Below are 21,923 nucleotides of genomic sequence, written 5' to 3'. Positions count from 1 at the left end.
CCATGAATTCTTATTCATGGCTTTATTTAATTTAGGACATTTAATTGTCTGCGTGCGTGCTTTAATGCTGTTCTTAATCCTTCTTCCATAGTTGGGTGATAAAATGGTTTTGCAAGTAAGTGATCAATAGTTATATTTTCGGCCATCATCCAGTTTAGCAGATGAGCAAAATGTTCAGCCTTGTTTACTAACAATTCTGCACCCAGTAATTGTTTAGTCTGTTTATCTACGTATACCTCAACTTTGCCCACATTCTTTCCTAATACGATGGCTCTTCCCTGTTTCTCATAAAAAACTTCTCCAGTCACAAATTGAGAGCCTGCTTTAACCAGTTGTTGATAACTTTTTCCAATTATAGCCATTTCTGGTTGGCTAAATACAATAGATAGGGGCGTAAATAATTTTATAGGTTGAATATGGGGGTAACTTAAACAGTTATGTACAGCAAGCTTGCCTTCTTGTGCTGCCTCATGCTGAATGGGAGTATCTGTATATGCATCGCCTACTATAAAGATAGGGTACTCAGCAAGCTGTTTAGTTTCTGGATGAACAGGAAGATTTTTAATATCTTTAAAATCAGAATGAATCTGGTCAAGTTTTAATATATTTAGAAGACTTTTCCTTCCGGTAGCTACTAACAAATAATCAACTTCTAAGTCTTTAAATTTTCCATTCTGCTGATAACTTAACTTTACCCCATACTCTGTTTTTACTACCTGTTCAGGTAAGGTGTTATATAAAATAGATAACTCTTTAGCAAATTCCTGCTGGGCGATTTTCTGAAGTTCTGGACTACTTAAATTACCTATCCGCTGACTACGTGCAAATATGGTTGTTTTTACATTTAAACGTTGCATGGCTTGTGCGAGTTCAAGGGCAATTACACCGCTACCCACTACGGCCAGTGAATTGGGTAGAGTCTCGAGCTCAAAAATATCATCTGATGTAATTAAACGATCCTGAAGTTCTTTTTTCCATTTAATATCGAAGCTTGGAGTTGAGCCAACTGCAACAATAAAGCTTTTAGCCTGATAATGCTGGCTATTCACTTCTATGGTGTTGGCATCAATAAAATGTGCCTGTCCAGAGATTTTATGAGCTTCATTCCAGCTTTTTACATCCATCAGAGTAGCTTTTACAAATTGATCTCTGAGCCGTCGTACATGTGGCATGACGTGAGCTGTATTAATCTTGCTTTTAGCTTCTAAGCCAACTTCATCTGCATGATGTATATCATGCATCCGGTTAGCTGAAGAAATCAGAACTTTACTTGGCATACAACCTACACGGGCACATGTAGTATCCCAAGAGCCATCATTGATAATTAAAATATTTTGTGTATGTTTAATTGCCTCCTTATAGGCACCGATGCCGGCTGTGCCTGCCCCAACAATAATAAGATCGTACATTTATCTACCTATTTTAAAAGATTTTTTATAGTCAAGGATTCATCATATAGTGTTGTAATTTTTGGTTTGTATCTTTTGTTAAAACTAATTAAAGAAAGGTATTAATAAAGAATCAGATTGATAAAAAATGTTATTTTAAGTAAATTTCACTTATAACTAATCAATTTTTAAATGATTTGAATTTTACAAGAAATATAGGATCTATAAATGTCTAACTATTTAATCAAGTTGAAAAAACTTGGGGTAAATTTTACTCTTCTTGCTACCTCTATATCGTTAGTAGCTTGTGGAGGTGGAGGAAGCGAAGGATACTTTAATAATGAGGGCAGCGGCTCTTCTCCTGGTAATAATTCTGGAGGTAATGAGTCAACTCCAGATTCCTCTCAAGTTGCTGAAAGCTTAAATATCAATTTGCGTGATAGTTCTGGTGAAAGCTTGATTCAAGCTATTGATAATTCTAATGTACAGATTACTGTACAAGTACTCAATGCTGATAAAGGTGGAATTTCAAACAAAAATGTACGTCTCTCTATAAACGATAGTGAAAATCTGGGTATAACTAGTAAAAGTTCTTTAGTCACTACAGCAGAAAATGGTATTGCTGTATTTGAGGTCAATATACCTCGATTAAATACTCAATCTGGAAAGGTGCAAATTACAGCTACTTTAGATGGAACAACTATCAAGCAGATTTATACTTTGAATATTGCTAAGACATCAACAGTTCAGAGTAACTATAATTTAAATGTCCAACAGGGAGTTGTCCTTAATATACCAAAAGGTTCAGTCACAATTAATGCACAAGTAACTGACCAGAATGGAGGAGTTAAAACAGGACAAAATGTTATCTTAGCCCTTCCAAAAGAAATGCAGGAAAAATTTTCTATCTCTTCTGGCTCCTCATTGACTACAGATAATAAAGGTAATGTTTCTTTCACAATTACTTCAAATTCTGATTTAAGTGCTGAAGAAATTCAAAACTTTATTGGAACTTCACAGAGTCTAGAATTCAAGCTTATTGATGAGTATCAAGCACAACGTATTGTTAAAGCTGCAATTACCTTTAAAGACATATCTCAAATAGTACAAAAGCTTGAAATTATTAAAGAAGATACCCCTATTGTTGCACAAGGCGGTTCTACTATTATTAAAGTCCGAGCTAAAAATAGTAATGATATACCTTTAGCAAATAAGAAAGTAAAGCTAATTTTTACAGATAAGAGCGATGCTTACGGCGTGAGCCTGGATCAAACCGAAGTAACGACCAATGCTGCCGGATATGCAGAATTTATAGTACGTACTAATTCCTCATACCCAATTGCACTTTCTCAGCAAGGTATTAATTTAAAAGCTCTCTATACAGATAATGCAGAAGTTTTTGCCCAAGATACGGTTTCTGTAATTACTACAAATACTGGTGCTACTGACCAGCTAGCTTTACAGCGTTTAGAAATAGCATCATCTTATAAAATTAACGCGAAAAATGACTCTGTTAGTATTACTGTAAAAGGTATTAATAATAAAGGAGAAGCTGCTACTAAAGGTAAAGTAACTTTGAGTTTAAACTCGGAAGCTCTCGCGAATGGGGTAACTTTTGAAGGTAGTGCAGAACAGGAATTCAGAACAGGTTATGTCACTTATATTTTAAAAACCAATGCTAAGACAGAGGCAGCAGTAGCAGATTTAGTTCAAGCCGGCATTACTGCAACGTTTAAAACAGACAATAATTTAACTAATACTATTAAAATTGCTGTAGAGGATGAAGCAAAGTCTGAGGAGGCTGTAGGTTATCTGACAATTGATCCCATTAATAATGCTTTTGATTATACAAAAGATCAGACTGTTGAATTAAGAGTAAAAGCAGTGGGCGTTAAAGGAAGCGCATTAAAAGGTGAAACAATCAACATTAGCCTACCTGCTTTAGTTACTTCAGACTTACAAGCTTTAGGTCTAAGTTTAATGGGCCAATCTTCAACTAATACTGATGAAACAGGATATGCCACATTCCGTTATCAATATAAAGCAAATAATAGTGAGCGACAGAGAGAGCTGGTTGGAGGAGGTATACGTATTACAGCTACATCAGCTTCTGATAATGCTCAGCAGTCTATTATTTTAAATTTTAAAGCACCTACTGAACAAAATGAAATAGATTTAGATTACTTGACTGTAGATATGCCCGGGAATCTGGTATTGAAACCAGGGATAGAACAGACAATTCAAGTGGCAGTTAAAGCTACAGGTACGAATGGAACAGCCTATGCAAGTCAGAAAATTGGCATAGGTTTAAATGAAGCAGCTCTAAGTAATGGCGTCAGCCTTGCAACAGCTTCATCTTTAATTACTAATTCAAGTGGGCAGGCTGTTTTCAGTTTAAAGGTTAAAGCTAACAGCGTCACCGAACTAACAAATCTGATAGCAAATGGCATTACGATTTCTGTAAAAGGCTACCGTAAGGATGGCTCTAGCTACCTACTGACACGTAAAATTGATATTAGTCAACCACCTGTAATTTTACCAAATTTAGCAGGTCTAGCAATTTCTTATGATATGCAGACTGTATCAGTATTAGGTGGAGAAGTCCGAGTTAAAGTTATCGCAAAAGATAGTGCAGGGAATATCATTCCGAATACCCCGTTGGCTCTTGCATTGTCTGGTCTAGCCGGCTCAAGAGTTTCTTTATCAGATTCAGCTCTTTCTACAAATAGTAAAGGTGAAGCTGAGTTTTCAGTTAAGGTCGCTGAAGGTACATATGATGCTAATTTGATTAAAAATGGAATTACTTTTGCAGTTGTAGGGACTAATTTAAATAATGGTGATCGTATCCAGCAGACTGGAACTATTCAAGTGGCAATACCGAGAGATTCAGTTAATCTGCGTTTAACCTCGGAACAGGATAATCTTGAGTTGGGTAAAGCTTACCAGATTCAAGTTGCAGTAAAAGATGAATTAGGTGCTAATACAGCTTATCCGGTCAATTTAACTTTAAATAGTGAAGCAGTTACAGCAGGAGTTAGACTCAGTGCGGATTCTGTAATGACTTCTGCAAATACTAGTGTTCCTGTTTCAATTACTCTTCCGAAAAATATACCGGAGATTACTAAGCAGGCATTGTTAACATCAGGCATTAAGGTTTATGGCTTTATTACCAATCCTAAGGGTGAAAAACTTGAGACTGTTCTAAATTTCACAGTTTCTGAAGTGATTAATACCAACCATTTAATCTTGCAAAGTTCAAAAACAAATTTAAGTGTCAATGGTGACAGAGCAATTATCACAGCCACATTGTTAGATCAGAATAACCAACCTGTTCGTAATCAGGCAGTTAAATTATCAGCAAATAATTCAGCAACATTAATTATCGGTACTCCTGGAGCAGGTCATCCTACTAATACCAGTGAACCACAAACTGTAATAACAGATTCAAATGGTAATGCATTCTTCTCAGTAGAAATTGATAGTAAAACAGTTGATGGTGGCTTATTAGTTGCCAGTGGGATTGAATTAACTGCTAGTCATACTAATGAAGCAGGTACTATTACACAAATTCATCGCTTAGCACCTTTTAGACCTGTATCAGTTGACCCACAGCCAGCTCGTTATAATGTACGTATACAAGCCACAAAGCCAAGTTTAAATGTACGTAATGATTTAACTGATGTCACAGTTACTTTAGTCGATGCAAATGGTGGTGGAATTTCTGATAAATATATTGAGTTAGCTATTGAAGATTTTAATCGTAATGGAGCAATTATTGTTGGCCCTTCAGGATTAACTACCAATATAAATGGTCAAGCTACATTTAAGGTTCAGATTGATGAATTTGCGCGGGCTGTGGGTTATGATGCCGCCTCCTTTGCAGCAGATGATCTAAAACTGACTGCAAAATTTAAAGAAGATGGTTACCTAGAAGCTACACAAACAACTCAAGTGAATATAGTTCAATCACTAATACAGAATCCAGTAGCTTCAATTGTAATTGGCGTAAATCCTACCGAAGTTACTTCATCTACAGATGGGGTGTATTACACACGTAATCTTTCAGTTAGTGTAGTAGACTTTGATGGTAAACCTCTGTCAAAACAGGAGGTTAAAATGGATATTACCCCGATTCTGTATACTAAAGGCCAATATAAATGGGAACTTGTAACAGATGCATTAGGTAACCAAAAAGAAGATTGGGTTATACATCCAACAGCAGGATGTCTTGCTGATCCTAATGGTACTGCTGTAACAAATGGGCAAGTAATTAATATTCCTGTGAAGGTACCTACATTCTTGGGATCAGAAAGTACAGTTGCAACATATACAACAGATGCGCAAGGAAAATTTGATTTTACGATTCGATACCCGAAAATATATGCACAATGGTTAACTGTTCAAATTGGGGCGGCTTCTACTGTAGCCACTTTGCCTGCCCGTACAACTTATAATCTTGGTTTAGCTTCACTTAAATCTGATTATAGTACAGATGGTTCTTATGGTCCTAATTTAACAAGCCCGTATGGTACGAATTTTTCTTGTCCTTAATAGATGAAAGAAGCTAAAAAACAGCGCCTAGGCGCTGTTTTTTTATGAATGTCCGTATCTGAAAATTAAAGTGAGGTTCCCACACTTACCCCAACAGTTGGGCGTACATTCATAGAACTGCAGCCCATCAAGGTAAGTGAACATAAAAGAACGAGTAAAATTTTATTCACGTAATAATCCCTGTTGCTTGGCCTGATTAAATAGAGCAGTCGAGCGCCCCCCACTACGACAGACCAGCAGAATCGGTTTGGGCAGGCTATTATAATAACGAGCAAACTCAACAATATCCGGCTGTGAAACTTTTACACTTTCAACAGGCTGGTAAATCAGACTGACATGAGACTTTTCTGCAACAGTCCGGAGCTGATTTACGGTTACAGGATTGCCGAGCTCACCGTCGGGCCGGTTAACAATGACTGATTTAAAACCCTGCTTGAGTAACTGCTGAAACTTTACCAAATCCATCTGTCCGGCTACGCTAACCTCTTCATTTAAAGGTTTGCTGATGGCCTGGTCAGTAACAGCAGCATTGACTGAAGAGATGGCACTTCCACACCAGCCCAGACTGAGCAGAAGGGCGCATATGTATTTAGTCATCCAGCAGGTCCATCTGTTTTGCTAATTGATAGAGGTTATTTGAGCGATTGCCAGTACGGCAGAACATTAAAATAGGTTTTGGCAGTTCATTATAGTGATTTGCAAATGTGCGCACATCAAGTTCACTGATCTGGCCAGCAACAACAGGCTGATAGACATAATCTAGGCCCGCAGCTCGAGCGGCCTCTTCAATCTGCGCACTGGTAGGCTGTTCAGCACCGCCTTCCATATCTGGACGGTTATTGATGATCGATCTGAAACCTTTTTCAACTACTTGTGACACATGATCAGGGCCAATCTGGCCTGCAAAACCTACATTCTCGCTCATTTTTTTACTCCATAGACTCATAAGGAATTTATGCAGACATGATAGCATTAAGCAAGATTATGCGTCGAAATCGGTAGAAAATTAATAAATTTTTCCCAACAAAATATTAATGGATCTGATGAATATTTTTGATTGGAAGGTTTTTTAATCATATATGGGTTGAGGGGCAGATTTAGAGTTTCTGTTCTTATAAAATAATACTATTTGAAAAGTCGGGCATACTCGCATTAAAATTTTCATATACATTGACTGGATGAAAATGAATGATTCTTGTATGTCCAAGCTGCAGTGCAAAAAATCGTGTACCAGAGGAAAAGCTTGATGCAGCTCCGAATTGTGGACAATGTCATGCTGCCTTGCTTCCACGAGCACCAATTGAGTTAACTGAGCAGAATTTTAGTAATTTCATGAGTCATAGTGACCTGCCTGTACTGATTGATCTATGGGCCGACTGGTGTGGGCCATGCAAAATGATGGCGCCGCATTTTGCTGAGGCTGCCAAACATAACCCGCATGTTATTTTTGCCAAGATTAATACCGAGACTTCTCCACGCTTAAGTGCTGCATTTAATGTCAGAAGTATCCCGACCTTGGTACTGATGAATAAAACCACAGAAGTTGCTAGAATAAGTGGCGCCCTTCGATCTGCCGAGTTACAACAATGGCTGGATCAGCAACTTAAAGTCCGGAGTTAATGTGTCAGATACTAATCTAAAACCTGAAGGGGTATTGTCTCTTCAAACAATTGCTATGCCTGCTGATACCAACTGGAGCGGAGACGTATTCGGCGGTTGGATCGTTTCACAGATGGATTTGGCTGGTGCAATTCATGCTGAACGTTTTAGTAAAGGACGATGCGCCACTATTTCGATTAACCAGATGACTTTTTTGGTACCGGTTAAAGTGGGCGATGTAATTAGCTGTTATACCAAGATTTTAAAAGTTGGAAATACTTCAATCCAGATGCAGATTGAAGTCTGGGATAGCCATGATTCATCACGACCAGCTAAACGTGTTACAGAAGGAGTTTTTACTTTTGTCGCTGTAGATGTGAAAGGTAATAAACGCATAATTCCAGAAGAGGTTAAGCAGAAGTTTTTAGAGCCACAACAGGTTTAAAATAAAAATCCCAGACATAATCTGGGATTTTTTATATTGTCATTAAGACGGTTTAAGCCGATCTTTAGCGACCCAAGCCCACAGCATTTCACACTGAATGGGCTCTTCACCAGACTCGTCTACCACTGAGACTGTAACGAGCGTTTCGCCTTTCTCCGAGGTTTGCATCATCTGCTGCTGTTCAGCAGACAAAGTTGCTACAGCGGTCATCGCTCCTTGAGTGGGCCGTTTAAAGTCAATTTTAAAACTTTTAATCAGTACAATAGCATTTTGAGGAACATTCATTGCAGTTACAAAACCAGTAGCAGTTTCGACAAGAAGTGTCATGGCACAGGCATGAATCTGACCAATATGGTTCTGCATGACATGATGATTCGCCATACTGACTACCACTTTGGATGCGGTTATTTCAAGATAACGAATCTTTGCTGTACCTACCATTGGCACTACCCGACCAAATGCTCTACTCCACAAAGTACTGCGCAGGCCTTTAGGAAGCTTTGAGGTGGTCTTGATCAGTCTGGACAAGCGATTATTATGGGCCATGAGGTTTCTCTTGCAAGCAATAGTGTCTTAATCTTTGAAGTTATTAAATTGTAGTGGCAAGCCAAACTGCTGCTCACGCAGAAAGTTCATTACCTGCTGCAGGGTATCGCGCTTTTTGTCTGTTACACGGATTTTGTCACCCTGAATCGATGATTGCACTTTAATCCCACTTTCTTTAATGGCTTTATTAATTTTTTTTGCCGTATCTGAGTCAAGACCATCTTTAAGTTTGATCACCTGGACTACATTTTTTCCTGAAGCAGTCGCTTTTTGGGGATCGAGTGCCTGTACATCAATTTTACGTTTATAAAAGTGATTCTCCAACATGCTATACACTTGTTCACATTGGAAATCACTTTCTGTGCTAATTTTAATTTCTTTATTCTTTTCATTTAGTTCGATGGAAACATCCTGGCCGCGGAAGTCAAACCGGGTTGCAATTTCCTTTTGGGTATTTTGAACAGCGTGATTAACTTCAAATAACTCTAATTCAGATACAATATCGAAAGATGGCATGGTTTAGACCTTTACAAAGGGAAAGAATATCTGAGATGCTAGGGATGTTTTCTTCATTTGCCAAGTATTGTTTACATCAAAGGAGTGCGCAATGATCCGTAAACAAGAAATTACTACATTTGAGTTCCCAGAAAATGCTGTTATCTGGGATGTCCGTGACACAGGTGCATATGCAGAAGGTCATATTCGAGGTGCGATCAATCAGCCTATCAATGATCTGAGCGCAGAAAGCTTGTCTCAGGTAGCAGCGGATCAACCGATTTATATCCTGTGCGGTGGTGGCAGTAAAGCCCCGCGTGCGGCTGAAATGCTTGAAAGCATAGATGACTCGCGTGAATACGTGGTATTGATGGGGGGGACCCGAGCAGCACGTGATGCAGGATTGCCTTTGGAACAAGAAGGATAGAAAAAAGCGCCCCAGAGAGGGCGCTTTTTTTCAGGCTATGAGTACTGTACTGTCCAGCTTCGCACAGGCTGGTTGATTCAAGAATTTCTTTGCTGTTTTAAACGTTTTTGAAACCGTTGAGGGTTGAGCTTCTGTACTACACTGGCCGGTACAGGGCAGGCTTCTTTAAATACCAATGCGGCCAGTATTTCACTGCATAAGGGTGCATACAGAAAACCTTTAGAGCCTAAGCCGGAAAAAGTATAAATTTCTGTATCAGACCCCATTTTGCCGAGCAGGGGAAAGTAATCCATAGTTTGGGCACGAATAGAGGCACGACCCTGCCAAGCTTCTATAGGTGGTAAAGTGGCTGCATATTCTGGAAATACTTTTGCAAGAAGTTCTGCATTATGCTGATGATCCTCAGCCAGGACTTCATCATCTTCACGACCTGGTAAGAACGAAGCGCCAAGAAGCAGATTTTCAGGATCAAATTGCAGACAATAACCGCCATAACTGATGGCTTCCTGCATATTCAGAGGTTGTACCGTATTATTGACCCAGCTTACTTGCCCTCGAATTGGCCGTAGGGTTGGGCAATTGCTGAGCAGTGATTGACTCTGCCGAGCACAGCACACCACCACATGGTCAAATTTACCCAGAGATTTACCGTTGGCGTCATATAAGACGGTGTCTTGAGCTTCCGGAATAATATGTTCCACGGCTGCCTGCGCAAACTGGATCAGTGAATGTTCTAAAATCTGGTCACGTAACAGATGTGGAGAGACACCGCCAGCTCGATTAAGCCGTAGACTTTCAAACTGTGTAGAAAGCGGGTGACATTGAGCAGTTTGTATTGTAAGTAATTCATGCGGATATTGTTCTGCCAGACTCAAGAGCTGCTCGCTCTCTTTTAAAGCCATCTGATGAATCTGTAATGGCCGGAAAGCTCTAAATTGCTGATAATGATTAAGTGCATATTGCCAAGTAATTGTCATTAAATGGATATGACTTTTTTCGATCTGGCTGAGCTTCGGATTTAACAGGGCAAGTGGATTTCCAGAGGCACCAGCTAAAGGCGCATTGCGGTCAAACAGTTTAACCTGATGGCCACGCTGGGCAAAAGACCAGGCTACGCTTAGTCCGGCAATACCTGCACCAATCACAGCGATCTGTTTTTGCCGATGAGTTGTTTTAACAGCTATTCGGGGGAGGAGTTGCCCTGAAGACAGACTCTCTGGTTTTTCCTGCTTTTCAGTTGCAGCATCGGCAACGGACGGCTGCCAGATCGCTTTTAACATTTCACGCTTATGACCAAAACCACGTGGACGTGTAACCTGAATGCCGTGACTACGTAACCCCCGCTTGAGAACACCGGCGACGCTGAATGAAGCAAATGTAGTACCATGGTCAGATAAACGGACAATATGATTTAAAACCTGTTCTTCCCACATATCCGGATTACAAGAAGGCGCAAAGCCATCCAGAAACCAGGCATTTACAGATGCTGTCTTTTCCATAAGGGGGAACATATCATGTGCATCTCCCAGCCACAGGTCAAGGCTAAAGCGTTCTTCAGGAAATGACAGCCGGTGGCAGCCTGCAATCAGTAAGGGATACTGCTGGAGCAGCTGCTCGGCTAAAGGAGCAAGCTCTGGCCAGGCTTTTAATGCACGGATCAGATCAGGTTTGCCAAGCGGAAACTTCTCTACACTGATTGCATGCAGATGGCTATGATTATCAGGTCTGACCTGTTGCCAAAGTTGCCATAGCGCTAGAATATTCAGTCCAGTACCAAAACCGGTTTCACCTACACAGAAATATTCAAAGTCGTTTAAGGTAGCGAGGCGTTCAGTCAAGTCATTGCCATTTAAAAAAACATGGCGTGTTTCCAGCAGACCGTTATCTTTGGAGAAATAGACATCTCCAAACTGTCGGGATACCGGTACCTCAATATTATCGATAAGTTGCCAGTCTAAAGCAGCTGTTTGAATCGGATAGGACAAACCATAAAACCCTTTATTTATGCAGAGAAAAAGTGGAAATTACCACTGACGCCGGCGCTTGGTGTATACATAACTTGCAATAAGAAAACCCATCAATACGCCTACAGCTAAAGTTGCTGCGCCGTAGAGAAACATCTGGGCACTACGTTCACTCTGTAAAACCTGAACCTGTACAGCAAGGCTATCATTTTTTAATTGCAGTTCCTGATTTTGTGCCAGTGCGTCCAGATTGGCTTTTTCCAGTTGTTGCAGGCGTATACCTTGATCTTTGATCAGTGTTTTAATCTTGGCATCTTGCAAGGCCTTATTTTTGGCGAGTTGTTCAGCTGTTAAAGGCCGGACTTCCTGAGGTTGGCCTGTAGGGGCAACTGTTGCAGCGACAGCCATAGCGGCTGGTCGGTTAGCCGTATTAGCATTTAGTGGGGCTGTTACAGGTGCAGCTGCTACAGGTTCACTGACTGCTTCAACAGCCCAGGCGGTAGAACAAAAAAATAGAATGCCCAGACAGCTTTGGACTACAACACGCATGAATTTATCCTTGAGGAAAGGCTTTATTGAAAGGCTTAATATCGATATGCGCATAAACACCAGCTTTTAGGAAAGGCTCTTCTTTAAGCCAGACATCCAGTGCTTCACGGCTATCAAACTCAACAATCATAGTACTGCCATAAAAACCTGCCTGAGGATCAGCAGGGTCTTTAGGCATCGCACCTGCTACGATCAGGCGGCCTTCGTCATTTAGCTTTTGTAACCGTTCAATGTGTTGAGGACGTGTGGCGAGACGCTTTTCAACTGTACCCTCGTGATCGGTACAGCTTAATACAAATAAAGGCATGAAATTTTTGACCTGTATGACACACTTTAAGCTTCGGGCGACTTAAAGTGTTTACGTAAGACTATGAACTGGATAATGATAAAGGAAAACATAACAATCATGTCACCAAATGCCGTAAATTCTCCCCAATATTTTCCATTCATCCAGATAAAGGCAAAGAAAATATGCAGGCAGGCCATCACTACAAACATGGCAGCCCAGGCAAAGTTCAGATTCTTCCAGCCCTTTTCGGTCAGGTTGAAAATAGGACCAAATAAACGCTGGATCAGCGGTTTACGTTCTTTACCGAAAAATGGCGACAAAAGAAAAGCTCCGGCAAAGACCAGATTCAAAATGGCTGCCTTCAGACGGATATAAAAATCATCGCTAAGCATTAAAGTGATACCACCAAAAATTACGGTCATAAACAGCACAATCCACTGCTGTTTATCCAGACGGAATTTTTGCATGACAAATAAAGCACCATACACCACTAACATGGAAATGATGAGTCCTGTGGTCGCCACCAGAATATTATTGTTATCTACACCGCCCGCAGAGCCGATCAGTTGTAAAAGTGGATGTTGGGTATCATCTGGTTCAACCGTCTTGTACAGATAAAAGAAAATAATCAGTGGAACAAAGTCCAGAAGCGCTTTCATGTTAGAGTATCAGTTCTGTTTAAATAAATAGCATAGTATAAGAGATGCACGGCATAGATTTACATACACACAGCAATATTTCTGATGGAACTTTGTCTCCAGAGGCGCTGGTGCATGCTGCTGTTGCAGCAGGTGTTCATACCTTGGCCCTTACAGATCATGACAATATGGACGGCATCCAGCGGGCTAAAGCTTGTAGCCAGACACTTGAGGCTCCTTACTCACTCAGGATTATTCCTGGTGCAGAGATTTCAAGCCAGTGGTCACGCCCTGCCACCAAAAAGAGTTATGGTGTACATGTAGTTGCACTGGGCATGCAAAATCCGGCCCCATTACTGCAAATGCTTGAGCAGCAAAAACGTATACGTGCAGCACGTGCCAGACACATTTGTCATCTGCTTACCGATATTATTCAGGTAGATATTTATGAGCAGGTTTTGGCGCTGGTTGAAGGTGAACCTGACCGGATTACCCGAACACATATTGCCAAAGCGCTGGTACAGCAACAGATTGTATCCCGGCCACAGCAGGCTTTCGACCGTTATTTAAAAGAGGGGAAAAAAGCTTTTGTAAATTTTGAAGGTCTAGGCCTGGCCGAAACCATTCAAGTTATACATGCCAGTCGTGGTTTTGCAGTTTTGGCTCATCCAACTCGTTATACCTTGTCGGCCACCAATATCCGTTACCTGGTCGAGTTATTTGCAGAGTCTGGCGGGGATGCCATCGAATTGCCACCGGCCAGTGACCCGACTTCTACTCGCCAGATGATTGACCGGCTGATTCAGCAGTATGCACTGAAGGTTTCAATTGGTAGTGATTATCATGGTGAAAACATGCCTTGGCTCAAACTGGGCAATGTACCTTCACTCCGCCCAGACCAGATTGGGATTTGGGAAAGTTTTTCGCTATAAACCTGTTTAGAGAAGATTATCGTCCTGTGCCTGAATTGGGGGAGGCGTAGGCTTACCTAAAGTGCCGAGCAGTTCAATTTCAATCAGTCGTACCATGGAGTCTAGCGGTAAGTCATTACTTTGGGTGCCAAACGGTTCTTCAAGTTCTGTACTCAGTGCATCAAGCCCCAGGAATGTATAGGCCAGCAGCCCGACCAGAAATGGGGTAAGCAAACCTAAAGTCTGGCCCAGACTAAAAGGCAGCAAGAAACAGAAACAATAAACAGTACGGTTAAGCAAAACCGAATAGGCAAACGGAAGAGGCGTATTGGCAATCCGGTCGCAACCAGTCTGGACCTCACTCAGTGCTGCTACATTTTGATTCATCTGTGTATAGATGATGTCGGAAATTTCGCCTTCTTTTAAAGCCAGCAACAGTTCCCACTGAATCAGGCTCAAAGTATACTGCGGCGCATTATGGTGCTGATAAAGCTGGGTCAGTGCCTGCTGTGACATACCGCTGGTCTGCAAAAGTTCAGTAGGATTAGCAGTCTGATGACGCAAACGGTCACGTAATACATTGGCAAATACAATGACGTGCTGAATAATACGTTCACGACGTGCCTGTGGCAGTACACGGCAGTCACGGTCAAAATGGCGGGCATTGGCAATCAGAATACCCCAGAGACGCCGGGCTTCCCACCAACGGTCATAACAGGCGGTATTTTTGAAACCCAGAAAGATCGAAAGTACTACTCCAATTAAAGTAAAACCGGCTAAAGGAACTTCCGGAAAGCGATACAGATCAATATATTCAATTCCGCCTACAATGGCTGAGATGAGCATAACAATCCCAAGCGGCGGCAGAATTTTAGGTAGAATTGTACCGCGCCAAGAAAATAATAACTTTAAAACATCGGGTTGCTCGCGGACAATCATATCTGCTAAAACGTCACTGGGTTTAAGCTGATCTTTACGGCTTCAACCAGCTTTGTCAACCTTATTCTCGACCTGTTCTGAAGTATTGAATAAGCCCTGCTCAGCAAAGGAAAAACTGCATTCTGGAGAGATAATAAAATGATCAAGCAGGACAATTTCTACTAACTTACAGGCCTGAGATAATTGCCGTGTAAGTTCCAGATCAGCCGGTGAAGGTTGTGCCTGTCCAAAAGGATGGTTATGTGCAATAACCAGATGACAAGCATGCTGTTTTAAGGCATAGCGCAAAATCTGGTTAATAGATACGGCACAATGATTCAGTGAACCAAAAAATAATTTCTTGAAACTGAGCTTGCGCAGGTCATTATCCAGACAGAGCACTGCAAAAACTTCCTGCCGTTCTCCCAGCAGTTCGTAACGTAAATAGTCTAGCACCTGAGCTGAAGAGTTAAGCTCGAGCTGGGGCTGGTGGAAATATTGCTGGAGGTAACGCCGTCCTAACTCTTTAACTGCCATGAGCTGTGAATATTTACTAGGTCCCATGCCATGGAACTGGCTTAGGTCACTCAGTTCGGCATCAAATACTGGACTCAGGCCACCAAAATGCTGAATCATCTGTCGTGCCAGCTCCACTGCTGAATGTTGCCTAGAACCGGAACGCAGGAAAATGGCCAGAAGTTCTGCATCGGAAAGACTTTGTGCTCCTTGCTGTAATAGCCGCTCTCTGGGCCGTTCCTGTTCCGGCCAATGCTTGATTGAATTTTGCATAATAGTTCACTTTTCTTGTTTATTTTCGTTTTTATATTTCCAGCCGAGAGGCTTGGGTCAGCAGATATTTAATGCTATTGTGAGCGGCACTGCAACAGAGGATTACTGTTCGTGAGCTTTGATTTAAGTGTAATTTCAAATAAAAATATTATTGTCGCTGTCACGGGCGGAATCGCCGCCTATAAATCTGCTATTCTGGTCCGCCGGCTAAAAGACTATGGTTTTAATGTCAGAGTAGTGATGACGCATGGTGCCCAGGCTTTTATCACACCGCTGACTTTCCAGGCCCTCTCAGGTAATCCGGTACATACTGAACTTTTAGACCCTGAAGCTGAAGCAGGAATGGGACATATTGAACTGGCACGCTGGGCAGATCTGGTTCTAGTTGCACCCACCAGCTGCGATACACTGGCAAAGTTCGCTGCCGGTCTTGCCGATGATTTGCTGAGTACCTTATATCTGGCGACTAAAGCTCCAGTCTGGGTAGCGCCAGCAATGAACCAGCAAATGTGGGCAGCAAAAGCTACACAACGAAATCTGGCGACACTGGTTGAAGATGGTGTTCATGTGGTTATGCCAGAAGCAGGTGCTCAGGCTTGTGGTGATGTCGGACTTGGTCGCATGCCGGAACCAGAAGATCTGGCCCGTCAGGTTAAAGACTATTTTCATAAAGCCCAGCGTGCTATTGCTGAAAAATTTGGTCTGCTGGCCAGCAAACATGTGGTCATTACAGCAGGTCCGACCCGCGAAGCGATTGACCCGGTACGTTATATTTCTAACCATAGTACCGGAAAGATGGGTTTTGCTCTGGCCGCAGCCTGCTATGCAGCGGGAGCTAGAGTTACCTTAATTGCTGGCCCGGTAAGTCTGGATACGCCTAATGGGGTAAGACGCATTAATGTATCTTCAGCAGTTCAGATGTTAGAACACAGTATGCAGATGCTGGAAGAAGGCTGTGATATTTTTATCGCCACCGCAGCTGTTGCCGATTATCGTGTCGCAGAAGTTGCTGAGCATAAAATCAAGAAAGCTGGCAATGAGCTGAATGTTTCCCTGATTAAGAATCCTGATATTGTGGCAACCATTGCCCAGCAGCAAAAGCGCCCATTTATGGTCGGTTTTGCAGCAGAAACCCGTAATGTAGAAGAGTATGCAGCTGGGAAGCTGATTGCGAAAAAGCTGGATATGATCGCTTGTAATGATGTATCACGGAATGACATCGGTTTTGCTTCCGATGAAAATGCCATGATTGTATTTTTTGCCGAGCAGTATCATCTGCAAAAACGTGAGCTGGAAAAGGCGTCTAAGCAGGAAATTGCCCAGCAGCTGGTTGAGGCTGTCGCTGATGCACTGCATCAAAATGCCACTGTATCCTGATGTATAAAAAACAGTTAATAAAAAAGACCGCAGATTGCGGTCTTTTTTTACAGGCTGGTAATTAAGCCTGACCTTCAGCATCGGCAGCCCGTTGCATATTAGCTTCAAACTCGGCATCAAAGTTGATTGGAGTTAAAAGCAATTGCGGGAAGCTACCTTTAGTAACCATATCATTTACAGCTTCACGCAGGAACGGAAATAGGATATTCGGGCAATAAGCACCCAGAATGTAAGGAAGACGCTCTTCCTCAACATTATCTACCAAAAAAATGCCTGACTGGGTTACATCGACAATAAACGCAGTATCGCCGGCATTGTTCGCTTGAACTACTACTTTGAGTGAAACCTCAAAATGAGTCGGATCAATTTTCTCTGCGGAAGAGGATAAATTGATATTCAGTTCAGGCTGCCATTCTTTGGTAAATACTTGTGCCCCTGGTACTTCAAAAGAAATATCCTTAGTATAAATACGCTCTAAGGCAAGTTGTGGTTGAGTTTGTTGTTCTTCACTCATTCTTTATATCCTTGATATGGAAACGGGTTAAGCTAAAAGACTATCGAGTTTACCTTCGCGCTCAAGAGCATAGAGCTGATCAAAACCACCGATAAACTGATCTTTAATAAAAATTTGTGGAACAGTACGATGATTAGTGCGCTGCATCAACTCCACACGTACTTCAGGTGCTTCATTTGATAAGTTAATTTCTTTGTATGCTACACCTTTACGCTCAAGAAGCTGTTTAGCACGTACACAGTACGGGCAGAAGGTGGTTGAGTAAATTGTTACTTCAGCAGCCATAAAATATCTCCTTAAGCTTTGGTGGTTTTATTACCTTTTACCAAGGGTAAACCTTGGGCTTTCCAGTTGCTAATGCCACCGTCGAGACGGTAACTGTCATTATGTCCAACTTTCTGTAGCGCACTACCTGCAACCTGACCCAGATTACAGATAAAAACTAAAGGACGTTCTGTCGCTTTTAATTCATCAACATGATTGGCGATCTGGCTATAAGGGATATTTCGACTACCACTAATATGGCCTTCACGAAAATCTTTAGCATCACGCAAATCGATCAGCATGGCATTTTTTGCCTTGACCAGAATTCCAAGTGACTGCGGTGAAATTTTGCGGCCATTTCGCTGCCCTTCAAAAATGAAAAACAACACCAGCAAAACCCCTAACGTACCAAACAAAAAGGGGTGATTCCCCATAAATTCAAGCCAACGTTCCACAAGTCACCTAATTCAAATCAAAACTGATCTAGAGTATATCGTATATATATGGTGATCAAAATCATCCCTTCAAGGGATGGGCTTTAGAAAACCGTAATAAAACTAATTTTTTTGCTGAGCTTCAGCAATCTCATCCTGCAAGCGTAAATAGCTTTCCAGACGACGGGGCAGAATTTCTCCATTCTTGGCCGCCTCTCTGAGCGCACAATGTTTTTCATGGGTGTGAGTACAGTTACGGAACTGACAGTGCCCCAATAGATTTTCAATTTCAGGAAAACCGCGCTGAACCTTATCTGCATCCAGATGCCACAGGCCAAATTCACGAATTCCAGGCGAATCAATCAATGCGCCGCTAGTTCCAAAACGGATTAAACGCGTAGAAGTAGTCGTGTGCTGACCTAAAGCAGAATTCTCGGAAATTATATTGGTTTTCTGAGAGGCATCAGGAACAATTGCATTGATCAGGGAACTCTTTCCTACACCAGACTGGCCTACAAATGCGACAGTTTCACCATCCAAGCGTTTTGCCAAAGCAGACAGATCACCTTTAGACTGTGTTTGCATGACTTCATAACCCAGTGCTTCATATTCGGACACTAGCTGTAAAATAGGATCATTCTGGCTGAGCAGATCAGTTTTGTTGAGTACTAGAAGCGCAGGTATCTCGGCATCTGCACATGCAACTAAATAGCGGTCAATTAGCATCGGGGCCGGTTCTGGCAAGACAGCAAAAACGACTACGATCAGAGAAATATTAGCTGCAACCGGTTTGACCTTATGATAGCGATCCGGACGGGTGAGTAAGGAAGACCGCGGATGAATCGCTGTGATAATACCTAAACCGGTATTGGGGTCGGCTTGCCATTTGACCCGGTCTCCTGTAACCAGTAATTCTAGATTGGTACGGGTATGGCAGCGCCAGATACTGCCCAGTTCCACCGGTTTCCAGAATGGCTCCGGTTCACCTGGCTGGGTCACAGGTTGTGGCGGATGTTCAACAGGAACAGACAAGGCTTCCACTTCAAGCTGGCGGCCATAATGCTGTACCACCAGACCTTCAAGGTCATTTGGAGTATCGATTTCTTCCTGACGTGTTTTTTGCTGTTTCTGAATCCGGCGTTGCTGTTGTTCAGTCAAGCGACGTTTACGAATTAATGCCATTCATATCCTGAGAAAAACCACCTGTTAAGGATGGCAAAAATAGCATGAAGCGGGGTTGAAGTTACAGCCAAGATACAAGAAATTTGCTACTATTATTACTTTCCAAGTACATTAAGATGGTCTTTCATGAGTAGTACCCCAGATACACGGTTAATTTGGATTGACCTGGAAATGACCGGTTTAGATACCGATAACGATCAGATTATTGAAATTGCAACAATTATTACAGATGATCATTTAAATATTCTGGCTGAAGGTCCGGTACTGGCTATTCACCAGTCTGATCAGGTCTTAAATGCAATGGATGAGTGGAATACTCGCCAGCATGGACAATCGGGTCTGATTCAGCGTGTACGTCGTAGTACTTTAACTGCTCTTGAAGCAGAACAGCAGACGATAGATTTTCTAAAAAAATGGGTTAACCCGAAAACTTCACCAATGTGTGGTAACTCGATCTGTCAGGATCGCCGTTTTCTGCACCGGTTAATGCCAGAACTGGAACAATTCTTTCATTACCGTAATCTGGATGTTTCTTCAGTCAAGGAACTGGCGAAACGCTGGCGGCCAGAAATTATGAGTGGCCTTAAAAAGCAGGCATCACATCTGGCAATGGATGACATTCGTGACTCAATCCGTGAATTGAAATATTATCGCGAGTATTTCTTTATTACACATGATAACCAGCATTAAGATATTTTTAGACTCAAATATGCTGCTGAATTGAAATATCAGTCATAAAAAAACGCCTGAATTTACAGGCGTTTTTTTAGATATTGAATCAGGATTGTGATGTAAAGAACTCTTCACTAAATTCCATCACCAGGTCAGAGCCAGCATTAATCTTGGCAATACGCATAGACAGTTCAGGTAAAATGCGCTGTACAAAGTAATGTGCCAAGGTCAGTTTGTTCTGGTAAAACTCACCAGATTTATATTTTGCTGCCGCTGCAATACGTGCAAACATATAACTGAAGCTGAGCAGGCCAACTGCATGCAGGAAGTCAACTGCAACAGAGTTAGAGAAATCCGGTTTTTCTGATGCCTGTTCAATGATAAAACGACTTACCGCTTCAATATCAGTTGCCGCGTCTAGTGTTGCATCTTTAATGAAGTTGAGATGAGTATCCATATTGTTGGCAAAATCACGGATCTCTGCAATGTACTCTTCCAGGAAAGCACCATTATTTTTTATCAGCTTACGGCCAATCAGATCTTGTGACTGTACACCATTGGTGCCTTCATAGATCTGGGCAATACGCAGATCACGAACACATTGTTCCATACCCCATTCGCGAATATAACCGTGCCCGCCGAAAACCATTTGTGCATCCAGAGTTGCCTGGAATGCCGTATCCGTTAAATATGCTTTAGCAATTGGAGTGAGCAGGGCCACGCGATCATTGGCTTTTTTCACAGCTTCCGGGTCAGTAGAGAACTTGGTAATATCCAGTTGCTGACCTACATACACCGCAAATGCACGTGATGCTTCATTGTTAGCACGAACATTAAGCAGCATACGGCGTACATCACCATGAACCAGAATACTGTCGGCAACCTTGTTTGGTGATTTTATACCTGAGGCGTTACGACCTTGAATACGGTCAGTAGCATACTGAGCTGCATTCTGGTAGGCGAACTCGGAAGCTCCAATACCTTGAATGCCCATTGACAAACGTTCATAGTTCATCATAACGAACATGGCTGCCAAGCCTTCATTCTCTTTACCAACAATAAAGCCTTTAGCGCCATCAAAATTCATTACACAGGTAGCGGAGGCTTTAATACCCATCTTATGTTCAATAGAGCCTGGTCCGACAGGGTTACGTTCACCTAGACTGCCATCTTCATTGACCAGAAATTTTGGAACAATAAAGAGCGAAATACCGCGTGAACCAGCAGGGGCATCCGGAGTTTTTGCCAATACCAGATGAATAATATTATCACTCAGGTCATGGTCGCCACCGGTAATGAAAATTTTGGTACCGGTAATGCTGTAACTGCCATCTTCATTCCGTTCTGCTTTGGTTTTAATAATACCCAAGTCAGTGCCTGCATGCGGCTCAGTCAGACACATGGTTCCTGACCATTCACCTGAATAGATCTTTGGCAGATAGGTTTCTTTTTGCTCCTGCGAAGCATAACTGTTAAGTGCCATACCTGCACCTACAGAAAGTAGGGGATAGAGCATGAAGGCCGGATTGGTCGCAAACAGCATTTCATCTGCCAATACAGTCAGCATTTTTGGCATTGCCTGACCGCCCCATTCTTCATCGGCGCCCAAGCCAATCCAGCCACCTTCTGCATATTGGCGAAAAGCTTCCTTATAGCCCGCAGGAGTAGTGACTGCACCATTATTATATTGTGCACCTTCTTCATCACCACTGCGGTTTAATGGCAGAGTCACGTTCTGTGCAAACTTGGCCATTTCTTCAAGAATTGCTTCAGCAGTTGCTGCATCTACATGGTTTAGGTTTTCATTGGCTTGCCAGAATTGTTCTGCCTGAAAGACATCATTCAGAATAAAGCGCATATCTGCAAGAGGTGCATTATAAATTGGCATAGTTCACCTGTTTATTGTTCGAATCAGTAGATTTTAATCAAGTTAAGTAAAGTGCCGTTATACCTTAACCGATTACGTACCAG

23 protein-coding genes are annotated in these 21,923 nt (G+C 42.0%); 7 read left to right on the top strand and 16 right to left on the bottom strand.

Going from position 1 to position 21,923, the window contains the following annotated elements; genetic code table 11:
- Positions 1–26 precede the first annotated feature (26 nt).
- Complete coding sequence (locus AC0VYT_RS12355) at positions 27–1,409, bottom strand: dihydrolipoyl dehydrogenase (protein WP_005018429.1); 1,383 nt, start codon at positions 1,407–1,409, stop codon at positions 27–29.
- Positions 1,410–1,616: 207 nt separating this feature from the next.
- On the opposite strand from AC0VYT_RS12355, the gene AC0VYT_RS12350 reads away from it, so the two are divergent.
- Positions 1,617–5,939 carry an Ig-like domain-containing protein gene (locus AC0VYT_RS12350; protein WP_005018430.1) on the top strand — a complete coding sequence of 1,441 codons (4,323 nt, stop codon included), beginning with the start codon at positions 1,617–1,619 and terminating at the stop codon, positions 5,937–5,939.
- 162 nt (positions 5,940–6,101) lie between these two features.
- Here the strand turns inward: AC0VYT_RS12350 and AC0VYT_RS12345 are convergent, their stop codons facing one another.
- Complete coding sequence (locus tag AC0VYT_RS12345; protein WP_005018431.1) at positions 6,102–6,536, bottom strand: protein tyrosine phosphatase family protein; 435 nt, start codon at positions 6,534–6,536, stop codon at positions 6,102–6,104.
- Positions 6,529–6,864: a protein tyrosine phosphatase family protein gene (locus AC0VYT_RS12340; RefSeq protein ID WP_005018435.1), complete on the bottom strand. Its 336-nt coding sequence runs from the start codon at positions 6,862–6,864 to the stop codon at positions 6,529–6,531. Before AC0VYT_RS12340 ends, AC0VYT_RS12345 begins: the two co-directional genes overlap by 8 nt.
- Positions 6,865–7,127: 263 nt before the next feature.
- Here AC0VYT_RS12340 and trxC point away from each other — a divergent pair, with 263 nt between their 5' ends.
- Both trxC and AC0VYT_RS12330 read left to right on the top strand, forming a co-directional pair.
- On the top strand, positions 7,128–7,559 hold the full coding sequence (gene trxC, locus AC0VYT_RS12335; RefSeq protein WP_005018437.1) for a thioredoxin TrxC: 432 nt from the start codon (positions 7,128–7,130) through the stop codon (positions 7,557–7,559).
- Positions 7,560–7,614: 55 nt separating this feature from the next.
- Positions 7,615–7,983, top strand: a complete 369-nt coding sequence (locus AC0VYT_RS12330; protein WP_217449090.1) for an acyl-CoA thioesterase — start codon at positions 7,615–7,617, stop codon at positions 7,981–7,983.
- Between the two features lie 42 nt (positions 7,984–8,025).
- Here the strand turns inward: AC0VYT_RS12330 and AC0VYT_RS12325 are convergent, their stop codons facing one another.
- The gene (locus AC0VYT_RS12325; RefSeq protein WP_005018441.1) at positions 8,026–8,529 is read right to left on the bottom strand and encodes a DUF4442 domain-containing protein; all 504 of its coding nucleotides are present in this window, start codon (positions 8,527–8,529) and stop codon (positions 8,026–8,028) included.
- A 27-nt stretch (positions 8,530–8,556) separates the two neighbouring features.
- Positions 8,557–9,045, bottom strand: coding sequence for a YajQ family cyclic di-GMP-binding protein (locus AC0VYT_RS12320; protein WP_005018442.1), 489 nt, complete (start codon positions 9,043–9,045; stop codon positions 8,557–8,559).
- A 91-nt stretch (positions 9,046–9,136) separates the two neighbouring features.
- Between AC0VYT_RS12320 and AC0VYT_RS12315 the strand changes: the two genes are divergently transcribed.
- A complete protein-coding gene (locus AC0VYT_RS12315) occupies positions 9,137–9,451 on the top strand; it encodes a rhodanese-like domain-containing protein (RefSeq protein ID WP_005018447.1) in 315 nt (104 codons plus the stop codon).
- A 77-nt stretch (positions 9,452–9,528) separates the two neighbouring features.
- On the opposite strand, the gene mnmC is transcribed toward AC0VYT_RS12315, so the two are convergent.
- From mnmC to AC0VYT_RS12295, 4 genes are read right to left on the bottom strand one after another with little or no spacing between them, the layout of a single operon-like run.
- The gene (mnmC, locus tag AC0VYT_RS12310; RefSeq protein ID WP_005018449.1) at positions 9,529–11,436 is read right to left on the bottom strand and encodes a bifunctional tRNA (5-methylaminomethyl-2-thiouridine)(34)-methyltransferase MnmC2/FAD-dependent 5-carboxymethylaminomethyl-2-thiouridine(34) oxidoreductase MnmC1; all 1,908 of its coding nucleotides are present in this window, start codon (positions 11,434–11,436) and stop codon (positions 9,529–9,531) included.
- A gap of 39 nt (positions 11,437–11,475) precedes the next feature.
- The gene (locus tag AC0VYT_RS12305; protein WP_005018451.1) at positions 11,476–11,964 is read right to left on the bottom strand and encodes an SH3 domain-containing protein; all 489 of its coding nucleotides are present in this window, start codon (positions 11,962–11,964) and stop codon (positions 11,476–11,478) included.
- A 4-nt stretch (positions 11,965–11,968) separates the two neighbouring features.
- Positions 11,969–12,271, bottom strand: coding sequence for a YciI family protein (locus AC0VYT_RS12300; protein ID WP_005018454.1), 303 nt, complete (start codon positions 12,269–12,271; stop codon positions 11,969–11,971).
- 26 nt (positions 12,272–12,297) lie between these two features.
- Positions 12,298–12,912: an inner membrane-spanning protein YciB gene (locus AC0VYT_RS12295; protein ID WP_005018456.1), complete on the bottom strand. Its 615-nt coding sequence runs from the start codon at positions 12,910–12,912 to the stop codon at positions 12,298–12,300.
- Positions 12,913–12,956: 44 nt separating this feature from the next.
- Between AC0VYT_RS12295 and AC0VYT_RS12290 the strand changes: the two genes are divergently transcribed.
- Positions 12,957–13,823 carry a PHP domain-containing protein gene (locus AC0VYT_RS12290; protein ID WP_005018459.1) on the top strand — a complete coding sequence of 289 codons (867 nt, stop codon included), beginning with the start codon at positions 12,957–12,959 and terminating at the stop codon, positions 13,821–13,823.
- Positions 13,824–13,829: 6 nt separating this feature from the next.
- Here the strand turns inward: AC0VYT_RS12290 and AC0VYT_RS12285 are convergent, their stop codons facing one another.
- Entirely contained in the window at positions 13,830–14,741 is a 912-nt protein-coding gene (locus AC0VYT_RS12285) for a bestrophin family protein (protein WP_005018461.1), read from the bottom strand.
- Between the two features lie 42 nt (positions 14,742–14,783).
- Entirely contained in the window at positions 14,784–15,509 is a 726-nt protein-coding gene (gene radC, locus AC0VYT_RS12280; RefSeq protein ID WP_005018462.1) for a RadC family protein, read from the bottom strand.
- 111 nt (positions 15,510–15,620) lie between these two features.
- On the opposite strand from radC, the gene coaBC reads away from it, so the two are divergent.
- On the top strand, positions 15,621–16,886 hold the full coding sequence (gene coaBC, locus AC0VYT_RS12275; protein WP_005018464.1) for a bifunctional phosphopantothenoylcysteine decarboxylase/phosphopantothenate--cysteine ligase CoaBC: 1,266 nt from the start codon (positions 15,621–15,623) through the stop codon (positions 16,884–16,886).
- A 61-nt stretch (positions 16,887–16,947) separates the two neighbouring features.
- Here the strand turns inward: coaBC and secB are convergent, their stop codons facing one another.
- From secB to rsgA, 4 genes are all read right to left on the bottom strand, one after another.
- The gene (gene secB / locus AC0VYT_RS12270; RefSeq protein ID WP_005018466.1) at positions 16,948–17,400 is read right to left on the bottom strand and encodes a protein-export chaperone SecB; all 453 of its coding nucleotides are present in this window, start codon (positions 17,398–17,400) and stop codon (positions 16,948–16,950) included.
- Between the two features lie 27 nt (positions 17,401–17,427).
- A complete protein-coding gene (gene grxC, locus AC0VYT_RS12265) occupies positions 17,428–17,685 on the bottom strand; it encodes a glutaredoxin 3 (protein ID WP_005018469.1) in 258 nt (85 codons plus the stop codon).
- Between the two features lie 11 nt (positions 17,686–17,696).
- Positions 17,697–18,119, bottom strand: a complete 423-nt coding sequence (locus tag AC0VYT_RS12260; RefSeq protein WP_005018472.1) for a rhodanese-like domain-containing protein — start codon at positions 18,117–18,119, stop codon at positions 17,697–17,699.
- A gap of 102 nt (positions 18,120–18,221) precedes the next feature.
- A complete protein-coding gene (gene rsgA / locus AC0VYT_RS12255) occupies positions 18,222–19,280 on the bottom strand; it encodes a small ribosomal subunit biogenesis GTPase RsgA (protein WP_476496665.1) in 1,059 nt (352 codons plus the stop codon).
- Between the two features lie 126 nt (positions 19,281–19,406).
- On the opposite strand from rsgA, the gene orn reads away from it, so the two are divergent.
- The gene (gene orn / locus AC0VYT_RS12250; protein ID WP_005018477.1) at positions 19,407–19,970 is read left to right on the top strand and encodes an oligoribonuclease; all 564 of its coding nucleotides are present in this window, start codon (positions 19,407–19,409) and stop codon (positions 19,968–19,970) included.
- A gap of 88 nt (positions 19,971–20,058) precedes the next feature.
- On the opposite strand, the gene AC0VYT_RS12245 is transcribed toward orn, so the two are convergent.
- Complete coding sequence (locus AC0VYT_RS12245; RefSeq protein ID WP_005018479.1) at positions 20,059–21,840, bottom strand: acyl-CoA dehydrogenase C-terminal domain-containing protein; 1,782 nt, start codon at positions 21,838–21,840, stop codon at positions 20,059–20,061.
- Positions 21,841–21,923: the final 83 nt, after the last annotated feature.

It is taken from the genome of Acinetobacter sp. QJM3NY_42 (genome assembly GCF_056173745.1).
The sequence above is the reverse complement of the archived record's forward strand: the minus strand, read 5'-3'. Positions and strand labels throughout refer to the sequence as shown.

Bases quoted from the DNA above. Each gene is read 5' to 3' on its own strand.
- AC0VYT_RS12330 (WP_217449090.1), top strand. From the start codon at position 7,615: ATGCCTGCTGATACCAACTGGAGCGGAGACGTATTCGGCGGTTGGATC.
- AC0VYT_RS12295 (WP_005018456.1), bottom strand. From the start codon at position 12,912: ATGAAAGCGCTTCTGGACTTTGTTCCACTGATTATTTTCTTTTATCTG.
- radC (WP_005018462.1), bottom strand. From the start codon at position 15,509: ATGCAAAATTCAATCAAGCATTGGCCGGAACAGGAACGGCCCAGAGAG.
- AC0VYT_RS12315 (WP_005018447.1), top strand. From the start codon at position 9,137: ATGATCCGTAAACAAGAAATTACTACATTTGAGTTCCCAGAAAATGCT.
- AC0VYT_RS12320 (WP_005018442.1), bottom strand. From the start codon at position 9,045: ATGCCATCTTTCGATATTGTATCTGAATTAGAGTTATTTGAAGTTAAT.
- AC0VYT_RS12355 (WP_005018429.1), bottom strand. From the start codon at position 1,409: ATGTACGATCTTATTATTGTTGGGGCAGGCACAGCCGGCATCGGTGCC.
- trxC (WP_005018437.1), top strand. From the start codon at position 7,128: ATGATTCTTGTATGTCCAAGCTGCAGTGCAAAAAATCGTGTACCAGAG.
- AC0VYT_RS12325 (WP_005018441.1), bottom strand. From the start codon at position 8,529: ATGGCCCATAATAATCGCTTGTCCAGACTGATCAAGACCACCTCAAAG.
- AC0VYT_RS12345 (WP_005018431.1), bottom strand. From the start codon at position 6,536: ATGACTAAATACATATGCGCCCTTCTGCTCAGTCTGGGCTGGTGTGGA.
- AC0VYT_RS12290 (WP_005018459.1), top strand. From the start codon at position 12,957: ATGCACGGCATAGATTTACATACACACAGCAATATTTCTGATGGAACT.
- AC0VYT_RS12300 (WP_005018454.1), bottom strand. From the start codon at position 12,271: ATGCCTTTATTTGTATTAAGCTGTACCGATCACGAGGGTACAGTTGAA.
- AC0VYT_RS12340 (WP_005018435.1), bottom strand. From the start codon at position 6,864: ATGAGCGAGAATGTAGGTTTTGCAGGCCAGATTGGCCCTGATCATGTG.
- secB (WP_005018466.1), bottom strand. From the start codon at position 17,400: ATGAGTGAAGAACAACAAACTCAACCACAACTTGCCTTAGAGCGTATT.
- rsgA (WP_476496665.1), bottom strand. From the start codon at position 19,280: ATGGCATTAATTCGTAAACGTCGCTTGACTGAACAACAGCAACGCCGG.
- grxC (WP_005018469.1), bottom strand. From the start codon at position 17,685: ATGGCTGCTGAAGTAACAATTTACTCAACCACCTTCTGCCCGTACTGT.
- AC0VYT_RS12305 (WP_005018451.1), bottom strand. From the start codon at position 11,964: ATGCGTGTTGTAGTCCAAAGCTGTCTGGGCATTCTATTTTTTTGTTCT.
- AC0VYT_RS12350 (WP_005018430.1), top strand. From the start codon at position 1,617: ATGTCTAACTATTTAATCAAGTTGAAAAAACTTGGGGTAAATTTTACT.
- orn (WP_005018477.1), top strand. From the start codon at position 19,407: ATGAGTAGTACCCCAGATACACGGTTAATTTGGATTGACCTGGAAATG.
- AC0VYT_RS12245 (WP_005018479.1), bottom strand. From the start codon at position 21,840: ATGCCAATTTATAATGCACCTCTTGCAGATATGCGCTTTATTCTGAAT.
- AC0VYT_RS12285 (WP_005018461.1), bottom strand. From the start codon at position 14,741: ATGATTGTCCGCGAGCAACCCGATGTTTTAAAGTTATTATTTTCTTGG.